Source organism: Nocardia mikamii NBRC 108933, assembly GCF_001613505.1.
Classification (GTDB): domain Bacteria; phylum Actinomycetota; class Actinomycetes; order Mycobacteriales; family Mycobacteriaceae; genus Nocardia; species Nocardia mikamii.
On sequence record NZ_BDCM01000006.1, the window covers coordinates 556,296 to 579,774 of the forward strand.

At 67.2% G+C, this 23,479-nt stretch carries 23 protein-coding genes; 8 read left to right on the plus strand and 15 right to left on the minus strand.

The annotated features are described in order from the left end of the window. Nucleotides 1–77 precede the first annotated feature (77 nt). Nucleotides 78–485, plus strand: a complete 408-nt coding sequence (locus tag NMI01S_RS09260; RefSeq protein ID WP_062995506.1) for a hypothetical protein — start codon at nucleotides 78–80, stop codon at nucleotides 483–485. 99 nt (nucleotides 486–584) lie between these two features. Further along, nucleotides 585–1,286, plus strand: coding sequence for a VOC family protein (locus NMI01S_RS09265; protein WP_062995507.1), 702 nt, complete (start codon nucleotides 585–587; stop codon nucleotides 1,284–1,286). A gap of 326 nt (nucleotides 1,287–1,612) precedes the next feature. On the opposite strand, the gene NMI01S_RS09275 is transcribed toward NMI01S_RS09265, so the two are convergent. The 4 genes from NMI01S_RS09275 to NMI01S_RS09290 all read right to left on the minus strand — a co-directional run bounded on the left by NMI01S_RS09275 (nucleotide 1,613) and on the right by NMI01S_RS09290 (nucleotide 5,286). After that, nucleotides 1,613–2,779 (minus strand): amidase domain-containing protein, encoded by a 1,167-nt coding sequence (locus NMI01S_RS09275; RefSeq protein ID WP_062995509.1) that lies wholly within the window; start codon nucleotides 2,777–2,779, stop codon nucleotides 1,613–1,615. Beyond that, nucleotides 2,776–3,096: a type VII secretion target gene (locus NMI01S_RS09280; RefSeq protein WP_062995510.1), complete on the minus strand. Its 321-nt coding sequence runs from the start codon at nucleotides 3,094–3,096 to the stop codon at nucleotides 2,776–2,778. Before NMI01S_RS09280 ends, NMI01S_RS09275 begins: the two co-directional genes overlap by 4 nt. Nucleotides 3,097–3,197: 101 nt before the next feature. Then, entirely contained in the window at nucleotides 3,198–4,079 is an 882-nt protein-coding gene (gene rsmA, locus NMI01S_RS09285) for a 16S rRNA (adenine(1518)-N(6)/adenine(1519)-N(6))-dimethyltransferase RsmA (protein WP_062995511.1), read from the minus strand. 22 nt (nucleotides 4,080–4,101) lie between these two features. Further along, a complete protein-coding gene (locus tag NMI01S_RS09290) occupies nucleotides 4,102–5,286 on the minus strand; it encodes an alpha/beta fold hydrolase (protein ID WP_062995512.1) in 1,185 nt (394 codons plus the stop codon). 196 nt (nucleotides 5,287–5,482) lie between these two features. On the opposite strand from NMI01S_RS09290, the gene NMI01S_RS09295 reads away from it, so the two are divergent. Then, entirely contained in the window at nucleotides 5,483–6,244 is a 762-nt protein-coding gene (locus tag NMI01S_RS09295) for an SDR family NAD(P)-dependent oxidoreductase (RefSeq protein ID WP_062995705.1), read from the plus strand. Here the strand turns inward: NMI01S_RS09295 and NMI01S_RS09300 are convergent, their stop codons facing one another. Together NMI01S_RS09300 and NMI01S_RS09305 are read right to left on the minus strand one after the other, a co-directional pair. Next, nucleotides 6,245–7,372, minus strand: a complete 1,128-nt coding sequence (locus NMI01S_RS09300) for a resuscitation-promoting factor (protein ID WP_062995707.1) — start codon at nucleotides 7,370–7,372, stop codon at nucleotides 6,245–6,247. A 196-nt stretch (nucleotides 7,373–7,568) separates the two neighbouring features. Then, nucleotides 7,569–8,405, minus strand: a complete 837-nt coding sequence (locus NMI01S_RS09305; protein WP_062995513.1) for a TatD family hydrolase — start codon at nucleotides 8,403–8,405, stop codon at nucleotides 7,569–7,571. Nucleotides 8,406–8,518: 113 nt separating this feature from the next. Here NMI01S_RS09305 and metG point away from each other — a divergent pair, with 113 nt between their 5' ends. Then, nucleotides 8,519–10,081: a methionine--tRNA ligase gene (gene metG / locus NMI01S_RS09310; protein ID WP_062995514.1), complete on the plus strand. Its 1,563-nt coding sequence runs from the start codon at nucleotides 8,519–8,521 to the stop codon at nucleotides 10,079–10,081. A gap of 22 nt (nucleotides 10,082–10,103) precedes the next feature. Continuing rightward, nucleotides 10,104–10,751, plus strand: a complete 648-nt coding sequence (locus NMI01S_RS09315) for a TetR/AcrR family transcriptional regulator (RefSeq protein WP_062995515.1) — start codon at nucleotides 10,104–10,106, stop codon at nucleotides 10,749–10,751. 60 nt (nucleotides 10,752–10,811) lie between these two features. On the opposite strand, the gene rsmI is transcribed toward NMI01S_RS09315, so the two are convergent. Continuing rightward, nucleotides 10,812–11,657, minus strand: coding sequence for a 16S rRNA (cytidine(1402)-2'-O)-methyltransferase (rsmI, locus tag NMI01S_RS09320; RefSeq protein ID WP_062995516.1), 846 nt, complete (start codon nucleotides 11,655–11,657; stop codon nucleotides 10,812–10,814). A gap of 160 nt (nucleotides 11,658–11,817) precedes the next feature. Between rsmI and NMI01S_RS09325 the strand changes: the two genes are divergently transcribed. Then, nucleotides 11,818–13,404, plus strand: coding sequence for a dolichyl-phosphate-mannose--protein mannosyltransferase (locus tag NMI01S_RS09325; RefSeq protein ID WP_062995517.1), 1,587 nt, complete (start codon nucleotides 11,818–11,820; stop codon nucleotides 13,402–13,404). Between the two features lie 12 nt (nucleotides 13,405–13,416). On the opposite strand, the gene NMI01S_RS09330 is transcribed toward NMI01S_RS09325, so the two are convergent. Continuing rightward, nucleotides 13,417–13,782 (minus strand): GntR family transcriptional regulator, encoded by a 366-nt coding sequence (locus NMI01S_RS09330; protein WP_174554466.1) that lies wholly within the window; start codon nucleotides 13,780–13,782, stop codon nucleotides 13,417–13,419. A 6-nt stretch (nucleotides 13,783–13,788) separates the two neighbouring features. Then, the gene (gene arcA / locus NMI01S_RS09335) at nucleotides 13,789–15,015 is read right to left on the minus strand and encodes an arginine deiminase (RefSeq protein ID WP_062995712.1); all 1,227 of its coding nucleotides are present in this window, start codon (nucleotides 15,013–15,015) and stop codon (nucleotides 13,789–13,791) included. Nucleotides 15,016–15,161: 146 nt separating this feature from the next. Between arcA and soxR the strand changes: the two genes are divergently transcribed. Beyond that, a complete protein-coding gene (gene soxR, locus NMI01S_RS09340; protein ID WP_062995518.1) occupies nucleotides 15,162–15,713 on the plus strand; it encodes a redox-sensitive transcriptional activator SoxR in 552 nt (183 codons plus the stop codon). Between the two features lie 13 nt (nucleotides 15,714–15,726). Here the strand turns inward: soxR and NMI01S_RS09345 are convergent, their stop codons facing one another. The 6 genes from NMI01S_RS09345 to NMI01S_RS09370 form a co-directional block, all read right to left on the minus strand. Next, complete coding sequence (locus NMI01S_RS09345) at nucleotides 15,727–16,623, minus strand: SDR family oxidoreductase (RefSeq protein ID WP_062995519.1); 897 nt, start codon at nucleotides 16,621–16,623, stop codon at nucleotides 15,727–15,729. 84 nt (nucleotides 16,624–16,707) lie between these two features. Beyond that, nucleotides 16,708–17,835 (minus strand): glycosyltransferase, encoded by a 1,128-nt coding sequence (locus NMI01S_RS09350; RefSeq protein WP_062995714.1) that lies wholly within the window; start codon nucleotides 17,833–17,835, stop codon nucleotides 16,708–16,710. A 111-nt stretch (nucleotides 17,836–17,946) separates the two neighbouring features. After that, nucleotides 17,947–18,999 carry a GAF domain-containing protein gene (locus tag NMI01S_RS09355; protein WP_062995520.1) on the minus strand — a complete coding sequence of 351 codons (1,053 nt, stop codon included), beginning with the start codon at nucleotides 18,997–18,999 and terminating at the stop codon, nucleotides 17,947–17,949. A 9-nt stretch (nucleotides 19,000–19,008) separates the two neighbouring features. Next, complete coding sequence (locus NMI01S_RS09360; RefSeq protein ID WP_062995716.1) at nucleotides 19,009–20,823, minus strand: putative bifunctional diguanylate cyclase/phosphodiesterase; 1,815 nt, start codon at nucleotides 20,821–20,823, stop codon at nucleotides 19,009–19,011. A gap of 554 nt (nucleotides 20,824–21,377) precedes the next feature. Further along, the gene (locus NMI01S_RS09365; RefSeq protein WP_062995521.1) at nucleotides 21,378–21,809 is read right to left on the minus strand and encodes an effector binding domain-containing protein; all 432 of its coding nucleotides are present in this window, start codon (nucleotides 21,807–21,809) and stop codon (nucleotides 21,378–21,380) included. Further along, nucleotides 21,806–22,249 carry a GyrI-like domain-containing protein gene (locus NMI01S_RS09370; protein WP_062995522.1) on the minus strand — a complete coding sequence of 148 codons (444 nt, stop codon included), beginning with the start codon at nucleotides 22,247–22,249 and terminating at the stop codon, nucleotides 21,806–21,808. Before NMI01S_RS09370 ends, NMI01S_RS09365 begins: the two co-directional genes overlap by 4 nt. A gap of 461 nt (nucleotides 22,250–22,710) precedes the next feature. Between NMI01S_RS09370 and NMI01S_RS09375 the strand changes: the two genes are divergently transcribed. Then, nucleotides 22,711–23,427 (plus strand): uracil-DNA glycosylase, encoded by a 717-nt coding sequence (locus NMI01S_RS09375; RefSeq protein ID WP_062995719.1) that lies wholly within the window; start codon nucleotides 22,711–22,713, stop codon nucleotides 23,425–23,427. Nucleotides 23,428–23,479: the final 52 nt, after the last annotated feature.

Genomic DNA, 23,479 nt, shown 5'->3' on the forward strand with positions numbered 1-23,479 from the left:
TTCCGTCCGAAGAGATGAATGCGCCGCCGCGTCGGCCGGATACCCGACGCCGCGCACGAGGACAAGGCAGGGACCACATGAGCATCCTGTTCGGGATCGGTTTGGTGATCTGGTTCGTCAGCATCGCCGCGATGTTTCTCGCTCGCGCTCTCGACGACCTCAGACAGCAGGCCTTCCGAGCGAGCCTGGGAATGTGCGCGCTGGGGTCGCTCCTGCTCGCCATCGGCACGCCGTTCGTCAGCGGCAATTCGATAGATAAGAACATCCTGGTCAGCGGCGGATTCGTCGTGATGGCGACCCTGTGCGCCTACTCGGTGGTGATCACCCGCCACCGCCCCGCCACTCCCCCGATACCGCTGCCGATCCCGTTCACCCCGCCGAGCGACAACCCCGCCGCCACCGCCGCGCCGGCACCCCGGTCACAAGACTTGCCGACCCGCACACCGACCACAGACTCCCGCCCACACGATCCGAGTCGCATGTGACCACCACACCTTTGCCCGGGTCCGCTGCCTGACCTTGACGTTAACCGCGGTTCAGGTTTTAGCTTCGGAGGCGACCGTTTCCCACCGAAGGGCGCCGCGATGAAGATCCTCGAAGTCGAGCTCACCACAACACATCTCGCCGCCACAGCGGAGTTCTACCGCGACGTGCTCGAGCTTCCGCTCATCGCGCAGCCTGACGGTGTTGTCGTCGAGATCGGCTCCAGCAGATTGAGGGTGACCGCGGGCGCTGCCTTCGACGGCGTGCACCATCTCGCGTTCGGCATCTCGCCACACGACTTCGACCTGGCCCGCCGTTGGTTGCGGCAGCGGACCGAATTGCTCACGGTCGGCGGCTCCGACATCATCGACGGCCCGGAAGGATGGGATTCCCGATCGCTGTATTTCCGGGGGCCGGACGGAATTCTGCTGGAACTGATTGCGCGCCAGGCCGATCGAGCGACCCCGGGCAGCCCGGGCGAACCCCCGCGCCTGTTGTCGGTCAGCGAGGTCGGCATCGGCGTGCCGGACGTCCGCCGGGCCGTACGCCACCTCGCCGAGGCCTTCGAACTCCCGCCCTTCCCGCCACAACTGTCCGAATTCGCCCCGATCGGCAGCCACGACGGGCTGCTCATCCTGGCACGGTCGGGCCGAATCTGGTTCCCCACAGAGGAAGACATCCCCGCCACCGGACCGGTATCGGTCCGCATCGAATCCGCCGGCCACAGCGAAAAGATCGCTCTGACCGACGAAGCCGTCGTCCAGTGCGCTCAGACACACCCTGCATTCAATACGTACGGATAGACCTTGCCGTCGAATCCGTGCACGTACAACACCCACGGTTCAGAATCACAACGCCGCGATGATTCCTCGATCCGGAACGGAAGCGGCCACCGGCGCCCGCTATCGAGCGGTTTTCCGTACCTGTTCTGCAGTTTGTCGAGCTCGGCGCTGTCGGCCGGCGCGGCAACGCGACCGTAGTCGGTGCCGTCGATACGAGGCGGAGGCGTGAACATCCATGTCCACGCCTCGTACCGGACCGTGGAGTAATAGAAGTCCACCGCACCGAGGACGACGACGACGGCCACGCAAACAGCAAACACCAAATTCCGACGCATACCGATTCGCCTTCAGTCTCCGGGATAGTTGACTTTGATCATGTGATATTTGACCGGGAACGACGTCCAATCGCCCTGCTGCAACGACCAGGCGACCTGCTTGTTCTCGTGCGAGTGGTAGTCGACGACATCGGCCATCACCGTTTGACCGTTGGGCAAAGTGACAGGCTTCTGTCCCACATATATGACGGTGTGGTTGATCTGTCCCGAGTGTTCGCCACTACTCAGCTCGTACTGGACGATGTCGCCCGGCTTCAAACCGGCATGACTGAGCGCCAGCGGGTCGGCCTGCGAGGTTGTCGAATCGATGGTGCCGGTCTGTACCTCCGTGCCACTGGGCGTGCCCGGTGCCGGATTGTTTCGCAGAAGATAGTCGTGGAGATTAGGGGCGCCGCTCCATGAATACGAATTGTCATCAGGCATATCGTCGTGGTGGTTGTAGTACCATCGGCCGGATTCGTCGTGGTGCATGTACGGCACCCCACCGTCGCCTTCGTCCTTGAACCCACCGGCACGCAAACACTGCGAAACGAAGTTCGTGCAGTCGGCGTCGCCGTGGTTGTCATACTCCGGATTACGGCCCAGCGCCCATTGATTCGCGTAGGCGACGGCTGCTGCCCGTTCCGGTGAGAGGCCTCCGCCCGCAATCGCTGCGTCCTGCGAGTTGGCCAGAGGAACCATCTTGCGGATCTCGTCGATTGCGGCTTCGATCTTCGGCTTCCACTGCGCATCGGCATTCGCGATCGTGGTCGCGTATCCCACGAGAGTCCGGCTGATCTCGGCAGCGTCATCCTCGTCTGCCATGTTGTGAACGGTCCACGCTGCGTCGTTTCCGATCACGACGGGCTCGACCTCGTACAGCCGTACCAACGACTTGATTTGCGCGACCGGGTATTCGATCGCTTGATAGACCTTCTTGTACACGTCTTCCAGGTCGTAGTACGCGGTCGCCACCGCACGCATTTCGCGCTGTTCGCGATCTGCCCGATCGTCGGCTGCGTTCTTGGCGTCACCCGACCAACGCAGATCATCGTGGATCGTGGTGTGGACGGTGTCCGATGCCGTCTTGATCGAATCAGCGATAGCGGCGGCGTTGGCGGCGACGGTCTGCAGGCCTTCGATATCCCAGGACGTGACCTGATCCCGCGTGGGAAGCGTCGGCTCGCCCGGCTGGCTCATCGCTGGGCCCCAGCGTGTGGATCTCCGGAATTCAGATCGCCGAGTTGGCTCAGACGCGCAGCGATATCGGTGTCCGTATCACTGTATTCGGTTGCCGAAATGCTCAGTACCAGAGAAATTTCCCGCATCCGAGCTTGCAGGACAGCCTTCGCCTGCCGGCTGGCATTGTCTGCCGAGTCGAGCAAAGACGCAGCGGTGAGGCCTGTGAGGTGAGCGGCCGCTGCGTTGCCGCCCAAACGACACCAGTTGTCGACGTCGTCAGCGACCTTGTTGATCTTACCTGCGGCTTGACGCAGGCTTTCCGGGTCGACATCCATGACCCGCCCCCTTCGTGAGTATCGAACCGGCTGAATCTAGCACCGTCGGAGGGTGGCGCGGCCTCGTGCGCTCGACGCCCTCGCAGTCCGCTGCGAGCTGGTCACCCCTGCTCGGCGAGGCGTACGAAGGCTGCCGTGTCGAGCGTTTCCCCCCGCGCGGTAGGCGCGATTCCCGCCGCGACCAATCGCCGCTCCGCCTCGCCGGGCGATCCGGCCCAGCCGGCGAGTGCGGCGCGTAATGTCTTGCGGCGCTGCGCGAATGCGGCGTCCACCACCGCGAACACCCGCTCGCGGTGGGCGGTGTCCAGCGACCAGGGTGGTTCGGTGAATCGTTCGATGCGGACCAGTCCCGACTCCACCTGGGGGACCGGCCAGAACACCTGGCGGCCGACGGCTCCCGCGCGGCGGACGGTGCCGAAGAAGCCGGCCTTCACGCTGGGGACGCCGTAGATGCGGGAGCCGGGTTCGGCGGAGAGGCGGTCGGCCACCTCGGCCTGCACCATCACCAAAGCCGTTCGGATGCTCGGCAATTCGGCGAGCAGGTGCAGCAGTACGGGTACCGCTACGTTGTAGGGCAGGTTCGCCACCAATGCTGTCGGCTCGCCCGGAATATCGGCGGCCGACACGCGCAGCGCATCGCCGGGGACCACGGTCAGCCGGTCGGCGAGCTCGGGGGCGCGATCGGACACGGTTTCCGGAAGATGCTGTGCGAGAACCTGATCCAGTTCCACCGCGATCACCCGATCCACGACGTCGAGCAGCGCCAGTGTCAGCGACCCGAGCCCGGGGCCGACCTCGAGCACCACGTCGTCGCGTCCGACCCCGGCCGTCGCGACGATTCGCCGCACCGTGTTCGCGTCGTGCACGAAGTTCTGTCCGAGCTGTTTGGTCGGGCGCACGCCGAACCGCTCCGCCAGCACCCGCACTTCGGCGGGGCCGAGCAGTTCGGCCAGGCCACGGGCTTCGCTCACAGGTTCGGACACGCCCGACAAGGTATCAGTGCGGTCAGGGCACGTACGGCGTGGACTGCACCCGCGCGACGAACGCGTCCATCGCCGCCCACATCTGCGGATTCAGGTCGCAGTGCTGCCCGGTGCCGACCACCGACTGCGCATCCACGCCGTTCGCGGCCAGTTGGGCGGCCAGCGCGGCGTGCAGCGGCGACGGCACGGTGCGGTCGGTGGCGTTGAGCAGCAACAGAATCGGCGCGTCGTAGCCGCTCGTGGGCACGGCCAGATAGTCGGTGAGGGCGGCCGTGAACCGCGGATCACCCAGCGGTCGCGACAGCAGATCGCCGAGGGAGGCGCCGTTGACCTGTTCGATCATCCCGTCCAGGCACAGGGTGCCGATGCTGTCGAGCAGTTGGCGCCCACGCGGGCTCAGATAGCTGTCGACATCGACATCCGGCCGGGTCTCCCGCATCCCGACGAGCACCCCCGCGATGAAGGCGGTACTGCCGTCGCCGAGCTGCGGGATATTCCGCACCCACGGCCCGGCGACGGGCAGCACATGTTCCAGATCCGATTCCGGGTCGACCGCGATGGTCCCGCGGAAGTCCAGCTCGGGCGCATAGCTCTGCTGGAGATGGCCCGTGCCCAGCGCGGCCTGACCACCCTGCGACGCACCGACGGCGATCCACATGCGCGACAACTGCGGATAGGTCGCCCGCGCCGCCCGCAGCAGATCGATGGTGGCGGTCGCCTCGGACTGCCGCTCCAGATACGGATGCGGACCGGTGTCGAACGCGCCCAGCCCGAGATAGTCGGGCGCGACCACCGCGAATCCCTTGGACTGGAAGTACTGCATGATGCGGTCTTCCTTGGCGCGACCGGACGGGTAGGGCGCGGTACCCGGATTCGAGATGCCGCTGCAGCCCATGCCGAGTCCGCTCGTGCCGTGGTCGTAGGCGACCACCGGCCAGCCACCCGCCGGCGGCTCACCCGGCGGGAGGAACACCGCACCGCTGGCCGGGACGGGCGCCCCCTGCGAAGTCGTCGTCCGGTAGTCGAGCAACGCCCCTCCGGTCATACCGTGCCAGCCGTCCGGCTGCGCGGTGACCGACATCGTCGTTCCGGTCGGCACGGCCGTGGCTTCCGGCACCGCGACGACCGAGGCGGCCGCCAGTGCGGTGAACAGGGCCGCGGCCAGGAGTGGCCGACGGATCCGGGCCGGACATTTCGACAACCGCATCAAGCCACCTCACATCGTCGGGGATCTGCTGATTTTACGGTGCGCACACCGCACGGTCCGGAAATCCCCAGGCCGGAGGCGTCACGGAGCGTTGACGTCAATTGATACACGTTCTAGTTTCGGTGTACTCGCGGAACAGGCGGTGACACATCCGGTCTCACCGCGCGCGACGCAGCAGGAGAGGACGGCCGCAATGATGCGCAGGCACGAGGGACGACGGGTGGTGGTGACCGGGGCGGGCTCGGGCATCGGGCGGGGCATCGTGGTGCGCATGCTCGCCGAGGGAGCGCACGTGGTCGGCGCCGACATCTCCGAACCCGGACTGAAAGAGACTGTGGCAGAGGTGGGTTCGGACCGCGAGCGACTCCATACCGTCACCGTCGACGTGGCCGATCCGGAATCGGTGCGCCCCGCCGTCGCCGCGGCCGTCGACCATCTCGGCGGACTGGACGTGCTGGTCAACGCGGCCGGGATCATGCGCACCGCGCATACCCACGAGATGGCGTTCGAGAGCTGGAATCAGGTGATCGGCATCAACCTCACCGGCACCTTCCTGATGATGCAGGCGGCCATCCCGACCCTGCTGCAGTCCGATCATCCGGTGATCGTGAACTTCTCCTCCACCGCGGCCCTGGGCGCGAACCCGTACATGGCCGCCTACGCCGCCTCCAAGGGCGGCGTGAACGCGATGACCCATGCGGTCGCGCTGGAGTATTCGCAGAAGGGCCTGCGCGCGGTGAATATCGTCCCGGGCGGCATCACCAGCGGTATCACCAACAACCTGCAGACCCCCGAAGACGCCGACTGGAACCTCTTCTCCCGGCTGACCGGCTGGCTCAACGGCGGCGCCTTGGGCGAACCCGCCGACGTCGCGGGCGTGGTCGCCATGGTCGCCTCCGAGGACGGCCGCTACATCACCGGCTCCGAGATCCGCGTGGACGGCGGGGCCTTGATGTGACTAGCTGATCCCGAGACGACTCGTGCACGCGGGCCAGGCACCCCAGCCCTGCCGGGCCCGCGTCACCTCGGCGATCGCGATCTGCTCTTCCCGGGTGGCGAGATCCGGCCGCTCGGCGTATTTCAAACCACCCTGCCGGGACCAGGTGCTCTGGTCGAACTGAATGCCACCGAAGTACCCGTTGCCGGTATTGATGGCCCAGTTGCCGCCCGATTCGCATTTGGCGAGCGCGTCCCAGACCGCACCGTCGCGCACGGGCGGCACCTCGGTGCCGGGCTTGGCGCCCTTGCGGACCGTCTTGGGCTGGGCGGGCACGACGACGGTATGCCCCACGGCCTCGCGCGACTCCTCCTTGCCGTTGACGATCGAGACCGCGTAGGTGACGTCCTGCACCCCGGCCTTGCCGGGATTCTCGATGACGGTCCGGCTCATGTTGAGGTCGGTGTCCTCGATGACGTTCTCGGTCGGGTCGAGCGGTTCGCGTTCGGTGACCTTCTCGGTGTGCTTGCGGGTGACGGTGATCTTCATACCGTCGTGCAGGGGCGTGACGGCCACCGGCTCCACGGTGTCCTCACCGGTCAGCGGCACACCCTGCACCTGCAGCAGTTCCCCGACCGTCGGTGCGGCCAGCCGCACGTAGCTCATCGGTTCGCCGTTGTCGGACAGTTGCACGGTGCGCGGGCTGGTGACGGCCAGCGCGGCGCCCTGCAGCGGCAGCGGGGTGGGGCGTGCGGGCGAGACGAAGACGTCGCCGGGCAACTGCAGTTGAGTCAGTGCGTCGGCGACGGTGTACGCGGTGGTCCACACCTGTTTCGTCTTGCCGTCGAAGGTCAGCGAGATCTGCCGGGCGCGATTGAGCGTGATGGTCGCACCGTTGATGACGTCGGCATCCCCGGACGGCGAGACCGAGTCCTTACCGGCCAGCTTGTAGCCGCCAGCCTTGAGGACACCCTTCACACTGGCGGCCATGGTGGTGACGGTCGTGCGCTGCCCGTCGACGACCAGGGTGACGGTCTTGCGGCTGACGATCGCCAGACTCGCCCCGATGATCAGGGTGATCAGCATCGCGGCGATCGCCGCATACAGCAGCGGCGAGCGCGATGCGTTGATCCGCTGGAGAGCGGATATCCGAAACTCCGGCATGGTCACAATACGATAACGAGGGGGTCAGTCCCTGGCAACTACATGCCGTGGAACAGGGGATTTCCACATCACGATTCGATATCGACGATCCGGAAATATCACGACCGCGCAATCGTAAGTGAACTGGAGCACACCTCGCATTCCGGTCGCGTTTTATGTGACGCACCGCACGCGTGCGGGCTCAGCCTCGCGGCAGGCGGTAGACCCGCTCGGCATTGGCGGTCGTGATCTCGGCCAGTGCCGCCGGATCCTGTTCGCGCAGTTCGGCCAGGGCCCGCACGGTGTAGGGCAGGCAGTACGGCTCGTTCGGCGCGCCCCGGAACGGGTGCGGGGTCAGGAACGGCGCATCGGTCTCCACCAATATCAGCTCGTCCGGCACCAGCTTGGCGGCCTCGCGCAATTCGTGCGCGTTCCGGAAACTCACCGTCCCGGAGAAGCTGAGCAGATACCCCTCGGCCACGCAGGCCAGCGCCATATTGGCGTCGGAGGAGAAGCAGTGGAAGATCACCGTCTCCGGAGCGCCCTCGTCCAGCAGGACCGCCAGCACGTCGTGATCGGCCTCGCGGTTGTGGATCATCAACGGCTTACCGAGTCGTTTCGCGAGGTCGATATGCCAGCGAAAGCCCTCGACCTGATCCTCGATATCGGCGCAGCCGTCGAGTTTGCCGGGCCAGTAGTAGTCGAGCCCGGTCTCACCGACGGCGACCACCCGGGGGTCGGCGGCCAGCTTCTCCAGTTCGGCGCGGGCGGCATCGTCGAGGGCGTTCGCCCGGGTCGGATGCAGTGCGACCGCCGCGAACACGCGCGGATCCCAGTGCGCGGCGTCGACGGCGAAGCGGGCGGCCTCGAGGTCGTCGGCGATGGTCACCACCCGGCCGACACCCACGGCGGCGGCCCGATCCACCATGGCGGCAACCGATTCCGCGTCCTCGGCGCCGCAGGCATCGAGGTGGGTGTGCGCGTCGATCAACGGCGACAGCGGTTCGGGCGGCTCGGGTGCGGGTCGTTTACCGGGCATCGGACCAGATTAGACACACCGCGCCGACGGCAGGTGAACCCGGCGGGAGCGACGAGCGGACGACGGGATATCGACGCGAGGGATTATCGGCGGCGGATTAGAGTGGACACACCATGAGCGCACCCGAACGCACATCACCGGCCTTCTACATCACCACGGCGATCGCCTATCCCAACGGCGCGCCGCATATCGGCCATGCCTACGAGTACATCTCCACCGATACGCTCGCCCGGTTCAAGCGGCTCGACGGCTACGACGTGTTCTTCATGACCGGCACCGACGAGCACGGCCAGAAGGTGCAGCAGGCCGCGCGCGCCGCCGGCGTCTCCGTGGAGGAATACGCCGCGCGCAATTCGGATGTGTTCGAACGCATGGACAAGGCGCTCGACATTTCCTACGACCGCTTCATCCGCACCACCGACGAGGATCACCTCGCCGCCAGCATCGCGATCTGGGAGCGCATGCAGGCCAACGACGATATCTACCTCGACACCTATTCGGGCTGGTACTCGGTGCGCGACGAGGCCTTCTACACCGAGGAGGAGACCACCGTCACCGAGGACGGGACGCGGCTGGCGACCGAAACCCGGACCCCGGTGGAATGGACCGAGGAGTCGAACTACTTCTTCCGGTTGTCGAAATATCAGGACCGGCTGCTCGAACTGTACGAGACCACACCGGATTTCATTCTGCCCGCGACCCGGCGCAACGAAATCGTCAGCTATGTGAAGGCCGGCCTGAAGGATCTGTCGATTTCGCGCACCACCTTCGACTGGGGTGTGCCGGTGCCCGGTGATCCGGCGCATGTGATGTACGTGTGGGTGGACGCGCTCACCAACTATCTGACCGGTGTGGGATTCCCGAATACCGATTCGGCCGCCTTCCAGCGGTTCTGGCCGGCGAATGTGCACATCATCGGCAAGGACATCACCCGGTTCCACACCGTCTACTGGCCGGCCTTCCTGATGTCGGCGGGTATCGAATTGCCGAAACGCGTTTTCGTGCACGGGTTCTTGTTCAACAAGGGCGAGAAGATGTCGAAGTCGGTCGGCAATGTGGTGGATCCGCTGGCGCTGGTCGAGCAATACGGTCTCGACGCGGTGCGGTTCTTCCTGCTGCGTGAGATCTCCTACGGCCAGGACGGTTCCTACAGCCACGACGCCATCGTGGGGCGGATCAACACCGATCTGGCCAACGAGTACGGCAATCTGGTGCAGCGCAGCCTGAAGATGGTGGCGCGCGATTTCGATTCCGCCGTACCGACTCCCGGCGAATTCACCGACGCCGATCGGGAACTGCTCGATCGCGCGAACGGCCTGCTGGAGCGCTGCCGCACCGAATTCGACGGGCAGCAGCTGCATCTGGCGCTCGAGGCGATCTGGCTGACCCTCGGCGAGACGAACAAGTACTTCTCCGCACAGCAGCCGTGGGCGCTGGCCAAATCGGGCACGCCCGAGGACGTGGCCCGCGAGGCGACCGTGCTGTACGTCACCCTCGAGGTGCTGCGGATCGTGTCGATCCTGGTGCAGCCGGTGATTCCGGGTTCGGCCGGGCGGATTCTCGACCAGCTCGGCCAGACCGCGCGCACCTTCGCCGATCTCGCCACGCCGATCGAGGCCGGACTGGCCCTACCCGCACCGGAACCGGTGTTCCCGAAGTACATCGAACCGAAGTAGAAGTAGGCGACCGGAGCCGGTTATGGATGCGGATTTCGCCGAGCGCCACCGCAGCGTTCGCGCCCACGCGCTCGGCACCCCCCGGGGCCGGCTCATCGGCGCGATGGTCGAATGTGTCGGCGCCCGAGGCTTTTCCACGGTGACGCTGACCGATATCGTCGGCCGCGCCCACGTCTCACGCAGTACCTTCTACGAACACTTCGGCAACAAGGAACACTGCTTCCTCGAGGCGGTGCACACCGGCGTCGAGATCATCCGCACCCGGATCGCGGAGGAGCTGGCGCACCTGCCCGAGGACGCCGATCCGCGGCAGCGCATCGCCACCATGATCAGCACGTTCTGCTCGGTGGTGGCGGCCGAACCGGATTTCGCGCGGCTCATCCTGGTGGAATCGCTGCTGGTGGGCGACGCGACCGCGGAGTTCCGCGATCGGGCGGTGGACCGCTTCGCCACCCTGTACCGCGCCTTCCACGATCAGGCGCGCACCGCCGATCCCGCGATCCCGGAACTACCGGACGAGGTGATCGCCCTGATCCCCGATGCGATCGGGGAACGTACGCGGCGGGTCCTGGTCCACGAGGGTGCGCATCGCGTTCCCGACATGGCGCCCACCTTCATCGAATTCGCGAATACCGTGCTGGGGCTGGCGCCGGTCGTCGCGCGCGTATAACCGAATCGTCGTTCCCGCCTCGCAATCCCCTCACCCGGCTTCCGGTCGAGGGGATCTGCGCTACTCCGCGCGCGCGGCCAGGACCGCATCGTAGAGTTCGCGGCGCGACACCCCGCCCGCACGCGCGGCGACCCGCGCGCACGCGTCCTTGAGGCGGGTGCCGTCGGCGACCAGTTCCTCCACCTCGTCCACCAGATCGACCGGATCGGCCGAAACCGGTTGTGCCCCTTCGACCACCACCGTGATCTCTCCGCGCGCGCCCTCGACGGCCCATTCCGCCAGCTCGCCGAGTCCGCCGCGCACGACCTCCTCGTAGGTCTTGGTCAGCTCCCGGCACACCGCGGCCCGGCGTCCGGGGCCCAGCACCTCGGCGGCATCAGCCAGACAGCCGGCGAGCCGGTGCGGTGCCTCGAAGAACACGACCGCGCGCGGCTCGGTGACCAGCGTCGCCAGCCACTGCTTGCGCTGCCCGGACTTACGCGGAGCGAAGCCGTCGAAGCAGAACCGTTCCATGGGCAGACCGGACAGGGCCAGGGCCGTGGTGACGGCCGAGGGACCGGGCAGACAGGTCACCGGCAGGTCCCGCTCGATACATGCCGCGACAATGCGGTAACCGGGGTCGCTGACCGACGGCATCCCCGCGTCGGTGACCAGCAGGACGGTCCTGCCGGATTCGATCTCGTCCAGCAGCAACGGAATTCGCGCGGCCTCCACGTGATCGTAGAAACTCACCACCCGCCCGGTGATCTCGACCTCGAGCGCCTTGGCCAGCGCCCGGGTCCGGCGCGTGTCCTCGGCGGCCACGACGTCCGCGCTCGCGAGGGCGTCGCGCAGCCGCCGCGACGCATCACCGATATCGCCCATCGGCGTCGCCGCCAGCACCAACCGTCCGCCGTGCTCGCCCATCGCCGTCCTTTCCACCGCCGGCCGACCCATCCGACCGGCCGCCACCGCGCACCTGCGCCCGGTCCGGGCAAACGCTACCCCTGGGGCCGGACCGCGCCCGAGTCCGCAGGCCGGCTCACCGCCGCGCGGCCCACCTACGCACACCGCATACGATCGGAGCGTGACCCAGCTGACCGATACGCGACCGGCGATCGGCGCGGGCCCGGCCTTGTCCAGTCCGGCGCCGCTGCGCCCCGCACCCGATTTCGGACCGACCGACCGGGCCCGGGGCTGGCTGGTCACGCTATTCCTGACGGTGGTCGCCGCGGTCACCCGGTTCACCATGCTGAACTATCCGACCGACGCCGGCACCCCGGTCTTCGACGAGAAGCACTATGCACCGCAGGCCTGGCAGATGCTCACCGGCGGCGGGGTCGAGGACAATCCGGCCTACGGGCTGGTGGTGCATCCGCCGGTCGGTAAGCAGATGATCGCGCTGGGGGAAGCGCTGTTCGGCTACACCAGCTGGGGCTGGCGATTCACCGCGGCGATCTTCGGATCGCTGCTGGTCCTGCTGGTCATTCGCATCACCCGCCGGATGACCCGATCCACCCTGATCGGCGCGATCGCGGGTGTGTTGTTGATCGCCGACGGCCTGACCTTCGTGTCCTCGCGCATCGGCATGCTCGACATCTTCCAGGCGGTCTTCGTCGTCGGCGCCTTCGGCTGCCTGATCGTCGATCGCGACGAGACGCGGGCCCGCCTCGCCCGGGCCGACGCCGAAGGCCGGATAGCGCTGAGCGTGTTCGGCCCGCGACTGGGTGTGCGATGGTGGCGGTTCGGGGCCGGTCTGCTGCTGGGGCTGTCGTGTGGAACGAAATGGTCGGGCCTGTATTTCATCCTGTTCTTCGGGCTGATGACGGTCTGTTTCGATGCGGCCGCGCGCAAGGCCTACGGGGTGGCGCGCCCCTGGGTCGGCACGGCGGTCCGCGATATCGGGCCGGCTCTGTACGCGCTGGTGGCGATTCCGCTGCTGGTCTACCTGGCCAGTTATTGGGGCTGGTTCGCCAGCGAGGACGGTTACGACCGCTATTCGGTGGGCAATGCCGTGGGCACCGGCGGCACCTGGTCGTGGGTTCCGGACGCGTTGCGTTCGCTGTGGCACAACCAGGCCGAATCGCTGAAATTCCATCAGAGCCTGACCAATTCGGCCGGTAATCATCACCCGTGGGAATCCAAGCCGTGGTCGTGGCCGATGGGCCTACGCCCGATGCTGTACTACTACGCCGACAACGGTGTCACCGGATGCGGGCAGGCGGTCTGTGTGAAGGCCGTGATGCTGATCGGCACGCCGGCGATGTGGTGGTTGTCGCTGCCGATGCTCGCCTGGGCGCTGTGGCGCACCACCACCCGCCGCGACTGGCGATATGCGGCGATGCTGGTCGGCTACGGCGCCGGGCTGCTGCCGTGGTTCGCGGATCTGGACCGGCAGATGTACTACTTCTACGCGGTCCCGATGGCGCCGTTCCTCGCGATGGGCCTCGCCCTGACGCTCGGCGATATTCTCGGCCCCGCACCCCTCGTGCGGGCCCGGTCGGGGCGGTGGTTCGCGCTGGCCGGCGAACGCCGAAGTCTCGGACTACTTCTGGTGTGCCTGTATCTGGGGCTGGTGATCGCCAACTTCATCTGGCTGTGGCCCATTCTCACCGCCCTGCCGATCACGCCGTCCAACTGGCACGACCACCTCTGGCTACCCAGCTGGCGCTGAGGTTCGACGCGGCTAGGGGGTCTCGCCCAGCGCCGCCCGCACGTAGCCCAGCGCCGCCTCGTCGTCGAGCCCCAATCGGCGCACCGCCGCAACGTATTCCGTGGCCGCGCGCCCGGCCGCGTCGCGAGTCGGATCACCGGAGGAGGCGATGAACGACCCGAGCCGGCCCCTGGTCTCGAGCACGCCGTCCTGCTCGAGTTCGCGGTAGGCGCGCGCGACGGTGTTCGGCGCCAAGCCGAGCTGAACGGCCAGCGCGCGCACCGTCGGAATCTTGGTTCCGGCGGTGAGTTCGCCGGATTGCACCCGGGCGACGATGCCCAGCCGCAGTTGTTCGTACGGCGGAACCGTCGATTGATGGTCGACCGGGATATCCAGCATCGGCTTTCACACCTCGTCACGCGACAGCGGGCAGGACAGGCAGCGGGGCCCGCCACGCCCGGAACCCAGTTCGGATCCCGGAATGGTCAGCACCTCGATGCCCGCATCGGCCAGCCGTGTATTCGTATTCTCGTTGCGTTCATAGGCCACCACGACCCCGGGCGCCAGTGCGAGGGTGTTGTTGCCGTCGTCCCACTGTTCCCGTTCGGCGGTGACCCCGTCCAGCCCGGTGTCGATGACCCGCAGTTTGTCGATCCCCATCGCCTCGGCCGCGGCGGGCAGGAACGGATCCGGACCGCTCATCCGCACCGAATCGCCGTCGGCTCGAATGGTGAACGCGCGCAACGAATTCTGCACACCCGGGTACATCACCACCGCATCGCGGTCGACCATGGTGCACACGGTGTCCAGATGCATGGTGGCCCGGTTCTGCGCGATCGGCACCACCAGCACGGTGTGGGCCAGCGCATCGTCGAAGAGACTGCGCGCCAACGCTTCCGCACCGGCCGGCGAGGTGCGCTCACCCACCCCGATCGCGACCACACCGGGCGAAAGAAGCAGGACGTCACCGCCTTCCATCGGCGCGGTGTGCGATTCGTAGGCCCGTCGCACGCCGAGGAATCGCGGGTGGAACGCGTATACCAGGTCGGTGAGCGAGGTTTCGCGAGCGCGGGCCGGCAGCGCGAGGGAGGTGATGGCCACCTTGGGCCCCACCCAGAACGAGGAATCGCGAGTGAACAGCAGATTCGGCAGCGGTTCGATGACGAAATCGGTGCCGTGGTGCATGCGCCGCACCAGCGACGCGGCATCCGGTTCGAACGGCAATTCGTCGAAGGTCATGCCGGCCATGAGGATTCGCGCCAGATCCGGCGCGGGCACCGCGCGCAGATAGGTCTTCAGTTCCTCTGCCAGGGCGTAGCCGATGCGGCGGGCGTCGACGGCCGCGGTGATGCCCATACTGCGTCCGGCGCCGCTGACCGCGAGCGTCTCGGTCAGCAGATCGGCGAGTAACAGCACCTCGACACCGCGACCACGCAGCACATCGGCGAAGATCTCGTGCTCCTGCTGGGCGCGCTCCACCCAGGGAATGGCGTCGAACAGCAGTTGATCGTTGTTGCGCGGCGTGAGTCGGCGCAGCTCATCGCCCGGGCGATGCAGCAGTACCGCGCGCAACGTCCCGACCTCGGTCGTCACGGAAAACGGTCGCGCCGGGGGCACAGCCTCTGTTCCCATATCCCGACCGTAATGGGCCGCCGCCGGGTTGGCACGAAATTGTTCGCCGACCACGCCGGATCCGGCGCCGGACGCTATCACCGCTGCGCGGCGGCGAAGTTCCCGGTTCTCGCCCGGCCGCCACGAACCTGAAGTATCGTTGAGGTATGCAGCATACGACATGGCAAGCCAAGGAGCTCACCCCCGGCCAACTGTCGGAACGCAGCGGCGTCGCGGTGTCGGCACTGCATTTCTACGAACGCGAGGGCCTGATCGCCAGCCGACGCACCAGCGGAAACCAGCGCCGATACTCCCGGGAAACGCTGCGCCGGGTGGCATTCATCCGGATCTCGCAGCGCGTCGGAATTCCGCTCAGCGAAATTCGCAAGGCTCTCGACACCCTACCGGAGGGGCGTACCCCCAATCGGAAGGATTGGGAACGATTGTCGGTAACGTGGCGCACCGATCTCGATCAGCGGATCGAACAGCTCACCCGGCTGCGCAACAGTCTCACCGACTGCATCGGCTGTGGCTGTCTGTCACTGGGCAGCTGCCGCATCGTCAACTATCACGACCGGCTCGGCGACGAGGGCCCCGGCGCGCGCACGCTGGATGTGAACATCGACTGCACCCGGGCCGAGGGATGCGAGGAACCGACCGCGCGCGATCACGTCACGGATGCCGATGTGGCGGCGTGCGCCGAGAAGATGTGCGGGTGAATCCGCGCCGAACTCAGCGCAGGAAGCGGTTGAACTGGTCGTTGGCGCGGCGCATCGTGAACTCGTAGGGCCAGGCGAACTTTCGCGCCCACCAATACCCGAACCGCACGTCGAACGACGTGTAGACGAGAAAGCGATTCTTCTCGATACCACGGAAGATGGCCCGCGCGGCCTGATCCGGCGATGCGGCGTGCGACTGGAACCGCTTCACATACCGTCGAATTCGCGGATCGTCGCGATCCACACCGGCGATCTCGACGGTCTGCACCAGATGGGTGTTCACCGCTCCCGGCACCACCAGATGCACCGTGATCCCGTGCCGGGCCAGGTCGAAGCGCAGCACCTCCGATACGCCGCGCAACCCGTATTTGCTCGCGCTGTAGGCCGCATGCCAGGGAAAGGCCAGCAGCCCCGCCGCCGAGGACACGTTGACCAGCGCCCCGCCACGCCCGGCCCGCACCATCTCCGGCACGAAGCTCTCGATGACGTGGATCGGGCCCATCAGATTCACGTCCACCATCGAGCGCCAGTGCCGGTGCTCGAGATTCTCGACGGTGCCCCAGGCCGAGATGCCGGCCACGTTCATCACCACGTCCAGGCTGCCGTGCCGACCGTGCACGTCCCGGGCGAAGGCGGCGACCGCCTCGTAATCGCTGATGTCGAGAGCCCGCGATTCCAGCACCTTGCCGCCGGTGCGCCCGATCTCCTCGACGGTGTCCGCGAGCCCGGCGGCATCGATATCGGTCAGAACGAGTTCGGCCCCCTGCGCGGCGGCGGCGATCGCGGTCGCCCGACCGATTCCGCTGGCCGCGCCGGTGACCAGAGTCTTCTTGCCGCTCACGGACTTCAAGCGATCACGCACGCCGTTCCTCGAATGCTCTGCGGTGTGATGTCGGTGCTGGGCCGGCATCCGGACTGACTATCTCCGTTGCCCTGGAGCATACGTGTTCCCCGACACACCGCATCCGTACCGGGCCGCACGGGCACGTCGCGGCTACGACAATCCGCGCAATACCGACAGCATCCCGGCGACCGCGACCGGCCACGGGAATTGTTCGGCTCGCGAGCGCGCCGCACGCCGTCGCTGCGCCGCCGGGCGGGCCAGCACATCGGTGACGGCCTCGGCGAAGGCGGACGGGTGATCGGCGGCCACGGCCCCGCATTCGGCGGTCACGATGTCGGCCAGCGCCGAGGAACGACTCGCCACCACCGGGGTGCCGGCGGCCAGCGCCTCGAGCGCCGCCAGTCCGAAGGTTTCGTGCGGACCGGGCGCGAGGGAGATGTCGGCGCTGGCCAGCAGGGTCGCCAAATGTGTTCGGTCGTCGATGAATCCGGCGAAATGGACGCCGGGACGCCCGTCGGGCAACGCCGCCACGCCGCGTGCCTGCCGGACCAGCGCGTCGCGGCGCGGCCCGTCCCCCGCGACCACCAGGCGCACGTTCACCCCGCCCCGGCGCAGGTGATCCACCGCCTCGATACTGCGGTCGACCCGCTTCTCCACCGACAGCCGCCCGCAGTGCACCACCAGATGCGAACCTCCGAGCCGCGCCCGCAGGGCCCGATCGTGACGATGCGGCGCGAACAGCTCCAGATCCACACCCAACGGGACGAGCGCGACATTCGGGGCATCGATCCGGTCGAATTCCGCGCGGGCGAACGCGGTCGTGCAGACCACCATGTCGTAATCGGCGGCGGTGCGGCGATTGGCCACATCGGCGGCTCGCCGCGCGACCGAGGTGGGTAGCACCTGGCCGAGCAACCGATCGAGACGCTCGTGCGAGATCATCACCGACGCGATATCCCGGCGGCGGGCCCACCGTCCGAATCCGCGCAGAGTCAGCCGGTCCGACACCTCGAGCGCATCCGGCGCCAGCCCCGCCAGCAGATCGGCGACTCGGCGCGGATCGGCCGCGCGATACCCGCCCGTCCACGGAATCCCCAACGCCGGCACGGTCATCCGCAGCACACCGTTGGGCAGCATTTCCTCGCCCCGGCGCGCGCCCGGCACGATCAGCACCACCTCGTGCCCGGCGGCCACATATCCGGCGCCGAGGTGATGCAGTGCGGTGCGAAGTCCGCCCGAACGCGGCCCGTAGAAGTTCGCCAGCTGAGCGATGCGCACGCGCCGATCGTCCCCGTCGCGCGAACCGGCGGGACGAACACGGGATGAATGCTCGCCGAAGGCTGCGCCAACCGCGCGCACCGGCATCGCCTCTCGACCGCGGCACTCGCGTCACCGTGCGGCAGGCCGGACCCGGATCATGCCGTGGGCGCGCTCGGACCCCAGGCGCGACAGCTCGGCGCGCACCGCGATCCATTCGGTGTCCTCGAATCGGAGACGAAACACGAGTTCCCTTGCCGGCGCATCGATCTCATCGGCGAAGACAGCCGCGAACGCCGCCCGGTAATCCCGCCGATCATCGGGATGCACGAGCGGCCGTTCGGTGCTCCAGCGTTCCAGCGGCGGTGGTGGCGGGCTGGCCCACTCGTACACCAGCCCCAACGCCAATTCGACGAATCCCACACCGGCATCGGGCGACCGCGACACCGCGCGGGTGATCGCCAGATCCGTATCCGGGCGCGGCGGGCTGACGTCGGTGATCTCGTGCAGCAGCGCGCGGGTGACGTGTGCCGTCCGGGTCGAGACGGCCAGATGCGGATCCTCGCGATGCACCCGGATGACCAGCTGGAAGTTGCGCACGATCTCGTCGTCACCGCGAATCGCCAGTTCCCCCTGCCAGCGACCGGCCGGATCGGTGCCTGCCACCACCGCGGTATAGCCCATCCGCTCGTCGAAACGCACCATCCGCCCGAACACCTCCGGCGGCGTGCGCACCACCCGCACGTGTTCGCGGGCGCGGGCGAAGGCGAGTTCCTCCAGGCCGGGGCCGTGGTGGGCGAGTTCGGTACCGGAATCCCAGTCCCATGCCGCGACCGCGCGCCGGGGCGGCGGCTGCCGGCCCGCGGCGCCCACCCACAGCTGCACGCCGTGCACAGCCCCGAACGAGCAGAAGACCGGCACCGCGATCGCGGTCCAGCCGCCCTCGGAGACGACGATCCGGCCGTCGGCCGACTCCGCGGCCGAGCCGGACGGAACGGCCGCCGCTGCTATCTCGACGGCGGCGGCCGCCAGCGCGGAGGCACCCGCCCCGAGCGAGCGTCCGGCGCGCGAAAGACTCGTCCATTCCCGGACGCGAGGCCCGTCGGCGACGATCGTCGGCCCACTCGCGGGCGCCAGCGTTTCCACCAGCAGCCATGGCGAACCCACGGATTCGGCGACCGCCATACCGGGGAATCAGATCCGATGCGCCCCACGGGAAACCCGCGGGAGTTCCAGGTCGAGCGGGATGCGCCCCTCCGCCAGATGCGGTTCGGCCTCCTCGGCGGGCATCGGCCGCGCGATGAGGAAACCCTGCGCCCGGTAGCAACCCAGGCCGACCAGGGTGCGCGCGGCCACCGCCGTCTCCACCCCTTCGCCGACCACTCCGAGGCCGAACGAACCGGCAAGTCCCACAATGGATTTCACGATCGCCAGATCGTCGGTGCTGGCGCCGAGCCGCTGCACGAAACCGCGGTCGATCTTCACCGCGTCCACCGGCAGCGCCTTGAGATGCGACAGCGAACTGTAGCCGGTGCCGAAATCATCGATCGCGATCTGCACACCCATGCGCTTGAGTCCGCGCAAGGTCACCTGCGTGCGGGTCAGATCCGAGACCACGACATGTTCGGTGATCTCCAGGCACACCGAACTGCCATCGATTCCGTGCCGGCGCAGCACATCCTCGACGCATTCCACGAAGTCCAGGCTCACCAACTGCACCGGCGAGACGTTGATCCGGATCACCACGTTCGAGGCCAGCCCGGCGCGCCGCCATTTCGCGAATTGCGCCAGGGCCGTACGCAATACCCAGCGACCGAGTTCGCCGGCCAGATTCGTCGCCTCGGCCACCCCGACGAACGCACCGGGCGGCAGCAGTCCGCGGGTGGGATGCTGCCAGCGCACCAACGCCTCCAGCGCCACGATGCGCCCGGTCCGCAGATCCACCTCGGGCTGATAGTGCAGCAGCAGCGAACCGTCGGAGACCGCGCCGCGCAGATTCAATTCGACGTCGTCCTGCAGTTCGAACTGCGCGCGCATGGCATCGGTAAAGACCGCGACGCCGTTGCCGCCACCGGATTTCGCCGACAACAGCGCGTGGTCGGCCCGGCGCAGCAGATCGGCGACGGTGGTCTCCCCCGGCATGCCCAGCGCCACACCGACACTCGCACCACGACTCACCGTTTCTCCGCCCACCGACACCCGGCGGGTGATCAACTGCTGAATCCGGGTGGCCTCGAGTTCCGCCGCGACCGGATCCACCGGTTTGGCCGGAACGATGACGAATTCGTCGCCGCCCAGCCGCGCGATCATGTCGTTCGGATCGAGATGTTCCTTCAGCCGCGACGACAGAGTGCGGATGAAATTGTCACCGGCGGTATGACCCAGGAAATCGTTGAGCGCCTTGAGCCGATCGAGATCGAGGAAGAAGGCGGCGACCGGCCCCGAACTGCCCGGACGCAACCGCTCCTCCATATGTTCGAGCAGGGCGCGACGGTTGGCCAATCCGGTGAGGTCGTCGTGCAGGGCGATGTAGCGCAGCCGTTCCTCGGCCACCACCCGGGCCTGCAATTGCGCCAGCAACGCCGCGATCGCCTTCAGGACGTTGATCTCCCGGGTGCTCCACTGCCGGTCGCCCCGTTTCATGAATCCGAGTAATCCGGTCGGCTCACCGCGTGACATCAGCGGAACGGTCGCGGTCGTCACGTCGGTCAGTCCGGAGCGGCGAATCGTCTCCTGATAGTCGGAGAATTCCGGGGTGGGGCGGGCGATCATCGGTTCGGTGGCGTGCTCGACGGCGCGGAACACCGAATCGGCCTGTTCGAAATACACCACACGCAGCGGGTCGGGGTCGGGCACGCCTTGGCGCGGCGGCCATTCCGCGACCAGCACCGTCGCCCGCCGTTCCCGGTCGGTATGGCGGACGAAACTGAAATCGACGTCGAAGTAGTCGACCAGTTTGGCCAGCACTCGTTCGGTCGCCGCCACCATCGTCGTGGCGTCGACACCCATCAACTCCGCGGCGACCTGGGTCACCAACGAGTCGAGCGTTCGCCGAGGCACCTTATCTCCGATCGCGCTATCCACGGCATGTCGAGGGAAGGACGTCCACGCCCCGAGCGTCGATGAATCCGCCCTGAACCGACGCTAGTGTATCGACGTATTGCGATGAAATCGCGGCGAGTTCGCGGAGAGGTGCGGCGGAGAATTCGCCGAGGGCCGGCAGGGGGGCCGTACGGCGGGGTCGCACACGGTGGTCAGCAGCCATATCGTCGCAGCGCCTCCGGTGCGACATCCAGCCCAGTCATACGGTTCCTACTCTGTTGCTGCGCGGCGCGGCGCGATCGTTCGGCCACCTCCGCTCGGCAGGCGGTACCGCCGGTGTCGGGTATGGCCACCTAGGGAAGTATCCGTCATCCCTCCGAAATTGACCAGACGTCCGGCAAATCTTCCGAAACCCGAGCGTGCCGCGCGGTATCGATCGAGGTCATCCCGTCGGTGTCGTGCACCACACAGAACAAAAAGACCGCCCGGTTCACATTTGGTTACCCGTTGGCAACCAAATATCACACCAGAATCGAGATGAACAACTCCAACCGGTCGGGACCACGCCACACCTCGATCTCCTCGCGATACGCGCGGGTGATCTCGGCCGACGCGGTGGCGTCGTCGACCTGAGCCCAGACGTCCTCGACCGGATCGTGATAATCACCGTTGGGTTCGAATCGGGCGTATACGCCCTTCGGGACGCGAATCATCACATCGCCGACCGGCACCTCTTTGGGCGCGTGATATTCGTAGCTGACCAGCACGTTGTAATTTCCGGCCGGATCGGGCACGTACACGGTGTAGAGCGGGCCGCCGATCTCGCGATCACGCAGCCGCTCACGCAGGAATTCGATCAGCTCACTGTTGCTGACCTTGAAACTCGGCCGGACCCGCGGCACCACCAGGCCGCCGTAGATGGCCGCGTCGCGGACCACGATCGAATACGTCATCGGGGGTCTACCGCCAGGTACAGATCGATCTTGTACGCGTGCGGATAGCATTCGAAATCCCCGGTGAAGGTGCGTTTGATCTGGTTGTGTTCCTCGGCGTAGGCGATCTGGGTCCACAGGTCGGTCATGATCTGCGGAAAATTGCCGACCGCGGAGAAACGCGCATAGGCGCCGGCGGGCAGACGGGCCACGATATGCCCGCGGGTCACCCGATCGAAAGAGGTGCATTCGTAGCCGACGATCTGCGTGTTGAACGTGCCCAGATCGGGTGCGTAATCGGTGTAGGAGGAGGCCAGCGGGCCCCCCAATTCCTGATGCAGCACCGCGGCCCAAGCGGCCTCGAGATCGCGGTCGCGCAGTTCTCCGAGCGCACGTTTCGGACTGCGCACCGGTAGCCCGGCGACCCACGTCTCGTCCCGCTCGACGATTTCGAACTGCATGCAAGAACTCTCTCGATGTGATCGCGTTGGGCCGCGCAACCGGTGCTGCGGCGGACCGTCCGGCTGGAAACGCCATGCTATCAACATCGAAAGCTACGGACCTGCACGTCTGCCGGCCGGACAGCTGATCATCCGACCGGTCCGATTCCAGCGACCTGTCGGCTTTTCGGCCGACAGCCGCCCCCATCCCGGAAATCGGCGACTCTCCTCGCCACCGCGAATACCTCGCGCCGGACCGAACGAATCGCCCACAAGGCACGAATCGACATGTACCGGACGGTGCGCCGAGTCTCGCAAACAGACAGCTATCGACAGCGGTCGGTGTGACACGATCACCGCGGAACGGGCAGACTCGCAAGGGCACCGACCGAACGGAGGGACCGATGGTGCGTCGCACCGCCCACAGCGAACCACCGAAAACCGCCGCGACAGCATCGGCCGACTATCCCGACCTCGACGCGATGGACATCGCGCTCACCGACTGCCGCGCCTGCCCGCGACTGGTCGCCTGGCGCGAACAGGTCGCCCGCGAGAAGCGCGCCGCCTTCCGCGACGAAACCTACTGGGGCCGCCCGGTGACCGGTTTCGGCCCCACCGACGCCGCCATGCTGCTGGTCGGCCTCGCCCCCGCCGCCCACGGCGGAAACCGCACCGGCCGGATGTTCACCGGCGACCGCAGCGGCGACGTACTCTTCGCTTCCCTCTACACGATCGGCGCCGCCACCCAGCCCACCGCCACCCGCCGCGACGACGGCCTCCGGCTGATCGGCACCCGCGTCACCTCCCCCGTGCACTGCGCGCCCCCGGACAACAAACCCACCATCGACGAACGCGACCGTTGCCGGCACTGGCTGATCAACGAACTCGAATTGCTCTCCCCCACAGTCCGTTCCGTCGTCGTCCTCGGCGCCTGGGGCTGGCAGGCACTCATGCCCGCCCTCACCACGGCCGGCTGGCAGGTTCCCCGCCCCCGCCCGAAATTCGGCCACGGCGTCCACTACACGATCGAACCCGCCCGCCCCGGCCGCCACCGCCTCGAACTGTTCGGCAGCTACCACGTCAGCCAGCAGAACACCTTCACCGGCCGCCTCACCCCCGCCATGCTCGACACAGTCCTCGCCGAGGCCGCCACCGCCGCCGGTCTCCACCTCACCCCACCCGCCCCCGAACCCACCTGACCCCGCATTTCCCCACCCGGACCAGCCGATTCGGAATCTCCCGTCCCCACCT

Coding starts and splice junctions, on each gene's coding strand:
- NMI01S_RS09260 (WP_062995506.1), top strand. CDS start 78: ATGAGCATCCTGTTCGGGATCGGTTTGGTGATCTGGTTCGTCAGCATC.
- NMI01S_RS09265 (WP_062995507.1), top strand. CDS start 585: ATGAAGATCCTCGAAGTCGAGCTCACCACAACACATCTCGCCGCCACA.
- NMI01S_RS09275 (WP_062995509.1), bottom strand. CDS start 2,779: ATGAGCCAGCCGGGCGAGCCGACGCTTCCCACGCGGGATCAGGTCACG.
- NMI01S_RS09280 (WP_062995510.1), bottom strand. CDS start 3,096: ATGGATGTCGACCCGGAAAGCCTGCGTCAAGCCGCAGGTAAGATCAAC.
- NMI01S_RS09290 (WP_062995512.1), bottom strand. CDS start 5,286: ATGCGGTTGTCGAAATGTCCGGCCCGGATCCGTCGGCCACTCCTGGCC.
- NMI01S_RS09295 (WP_062995705.1), top strand. CDS start 5,483: ATGCGCAGGCACGAGGGACGACGGGTGGTGGTGACCGGGGCGGGCTCG.
- NMI01S_RS09305 (WP_062995513.1), bottom strand. CDS start 8,405: ATGCCCGGTAAACGACCCGCACCCGAGCCGCCCGAACCGCTGTCGCCG.
- metG (WP_062995514.1), top strand. CDS start 8,519: ATGAGCGCACCCGAACGCACATCACCGGCCTTCTACATCACCACGGCG.
- NMI01S_RS09315 (WP_062995515.1), top strand. CDS start 10,104: ATGGATGCGGATTTCGCCGAGCGCCACCGCAGCGTTCGCGCCCACGCG.
- rsmI (WP_062995516.1), bottom strand. CDS start 11,657: ATGGGCGAGCACGGCGGACGGTTGGTGCTGGCGGCGACGCCGATGGGC.
- NMI01S_RS09330 (WP_174554466.1), bottom strand. CDS start 13,782: ATGCTGGATATCCCGGTCGACCATCAATCGACGGTTCCGCCGTACGAA.
- arcA (WP_062995712.1), bottom strand. CDS start 15,015: ATGGGAACAGAGGCTGTGCCCCCGGCGCGACCGTTTTCCGTGACGACC.
- soxR (WP_062995518.1), top strand. CDS start 15,162: ATGCAGCATACGACATGGCAAGCCAAGGAGCTCACCCCCGGCCAACTG.
- NMI01S_RS09345 (WP_062995519.1), bottom strand. CDS start 16,623: ATGCCGGCCCAGCACCGACATCACACCGCAGAGCATTCGAGGAACGGC.
- NMI01S_RS09355 (WP_062995520.1), bottom strand. CDS start 18,999: ATGGCGGTCGCCGAATCCGTGGGTTCGCCATGGCTGCTGGTGGAAACG.
- NMI01S_RS09360 (WP_062995716.1), bottom strand. CDS start 20,823: ATGGGTGTCGACGCCACGACGATGGTGGCGGCGACCGAACGAGTGCTG.
- NMI01S_RS09365 (WP_062995521.1), bottom strand. CDS start 21,809: ATGACGTATTCGATCGTGGTCCGCGACGCGGCCATCTACGGCGGCCTG.
- NMI01S_RS09370 (WP_062995522.1), bottom strand. CDS start 22,249: ATGCAGTTCGAAATCGTCGAGCGGGACGAGACGTGGGTCGCCGGGCTA.
- NMI01S_RS09375 (WP_062995719.1), top strand. CDS start 22,711: ATGGACATCGCGCTCACCGACTGCCGCGCCTGCCCGCGACTGGTCGCC.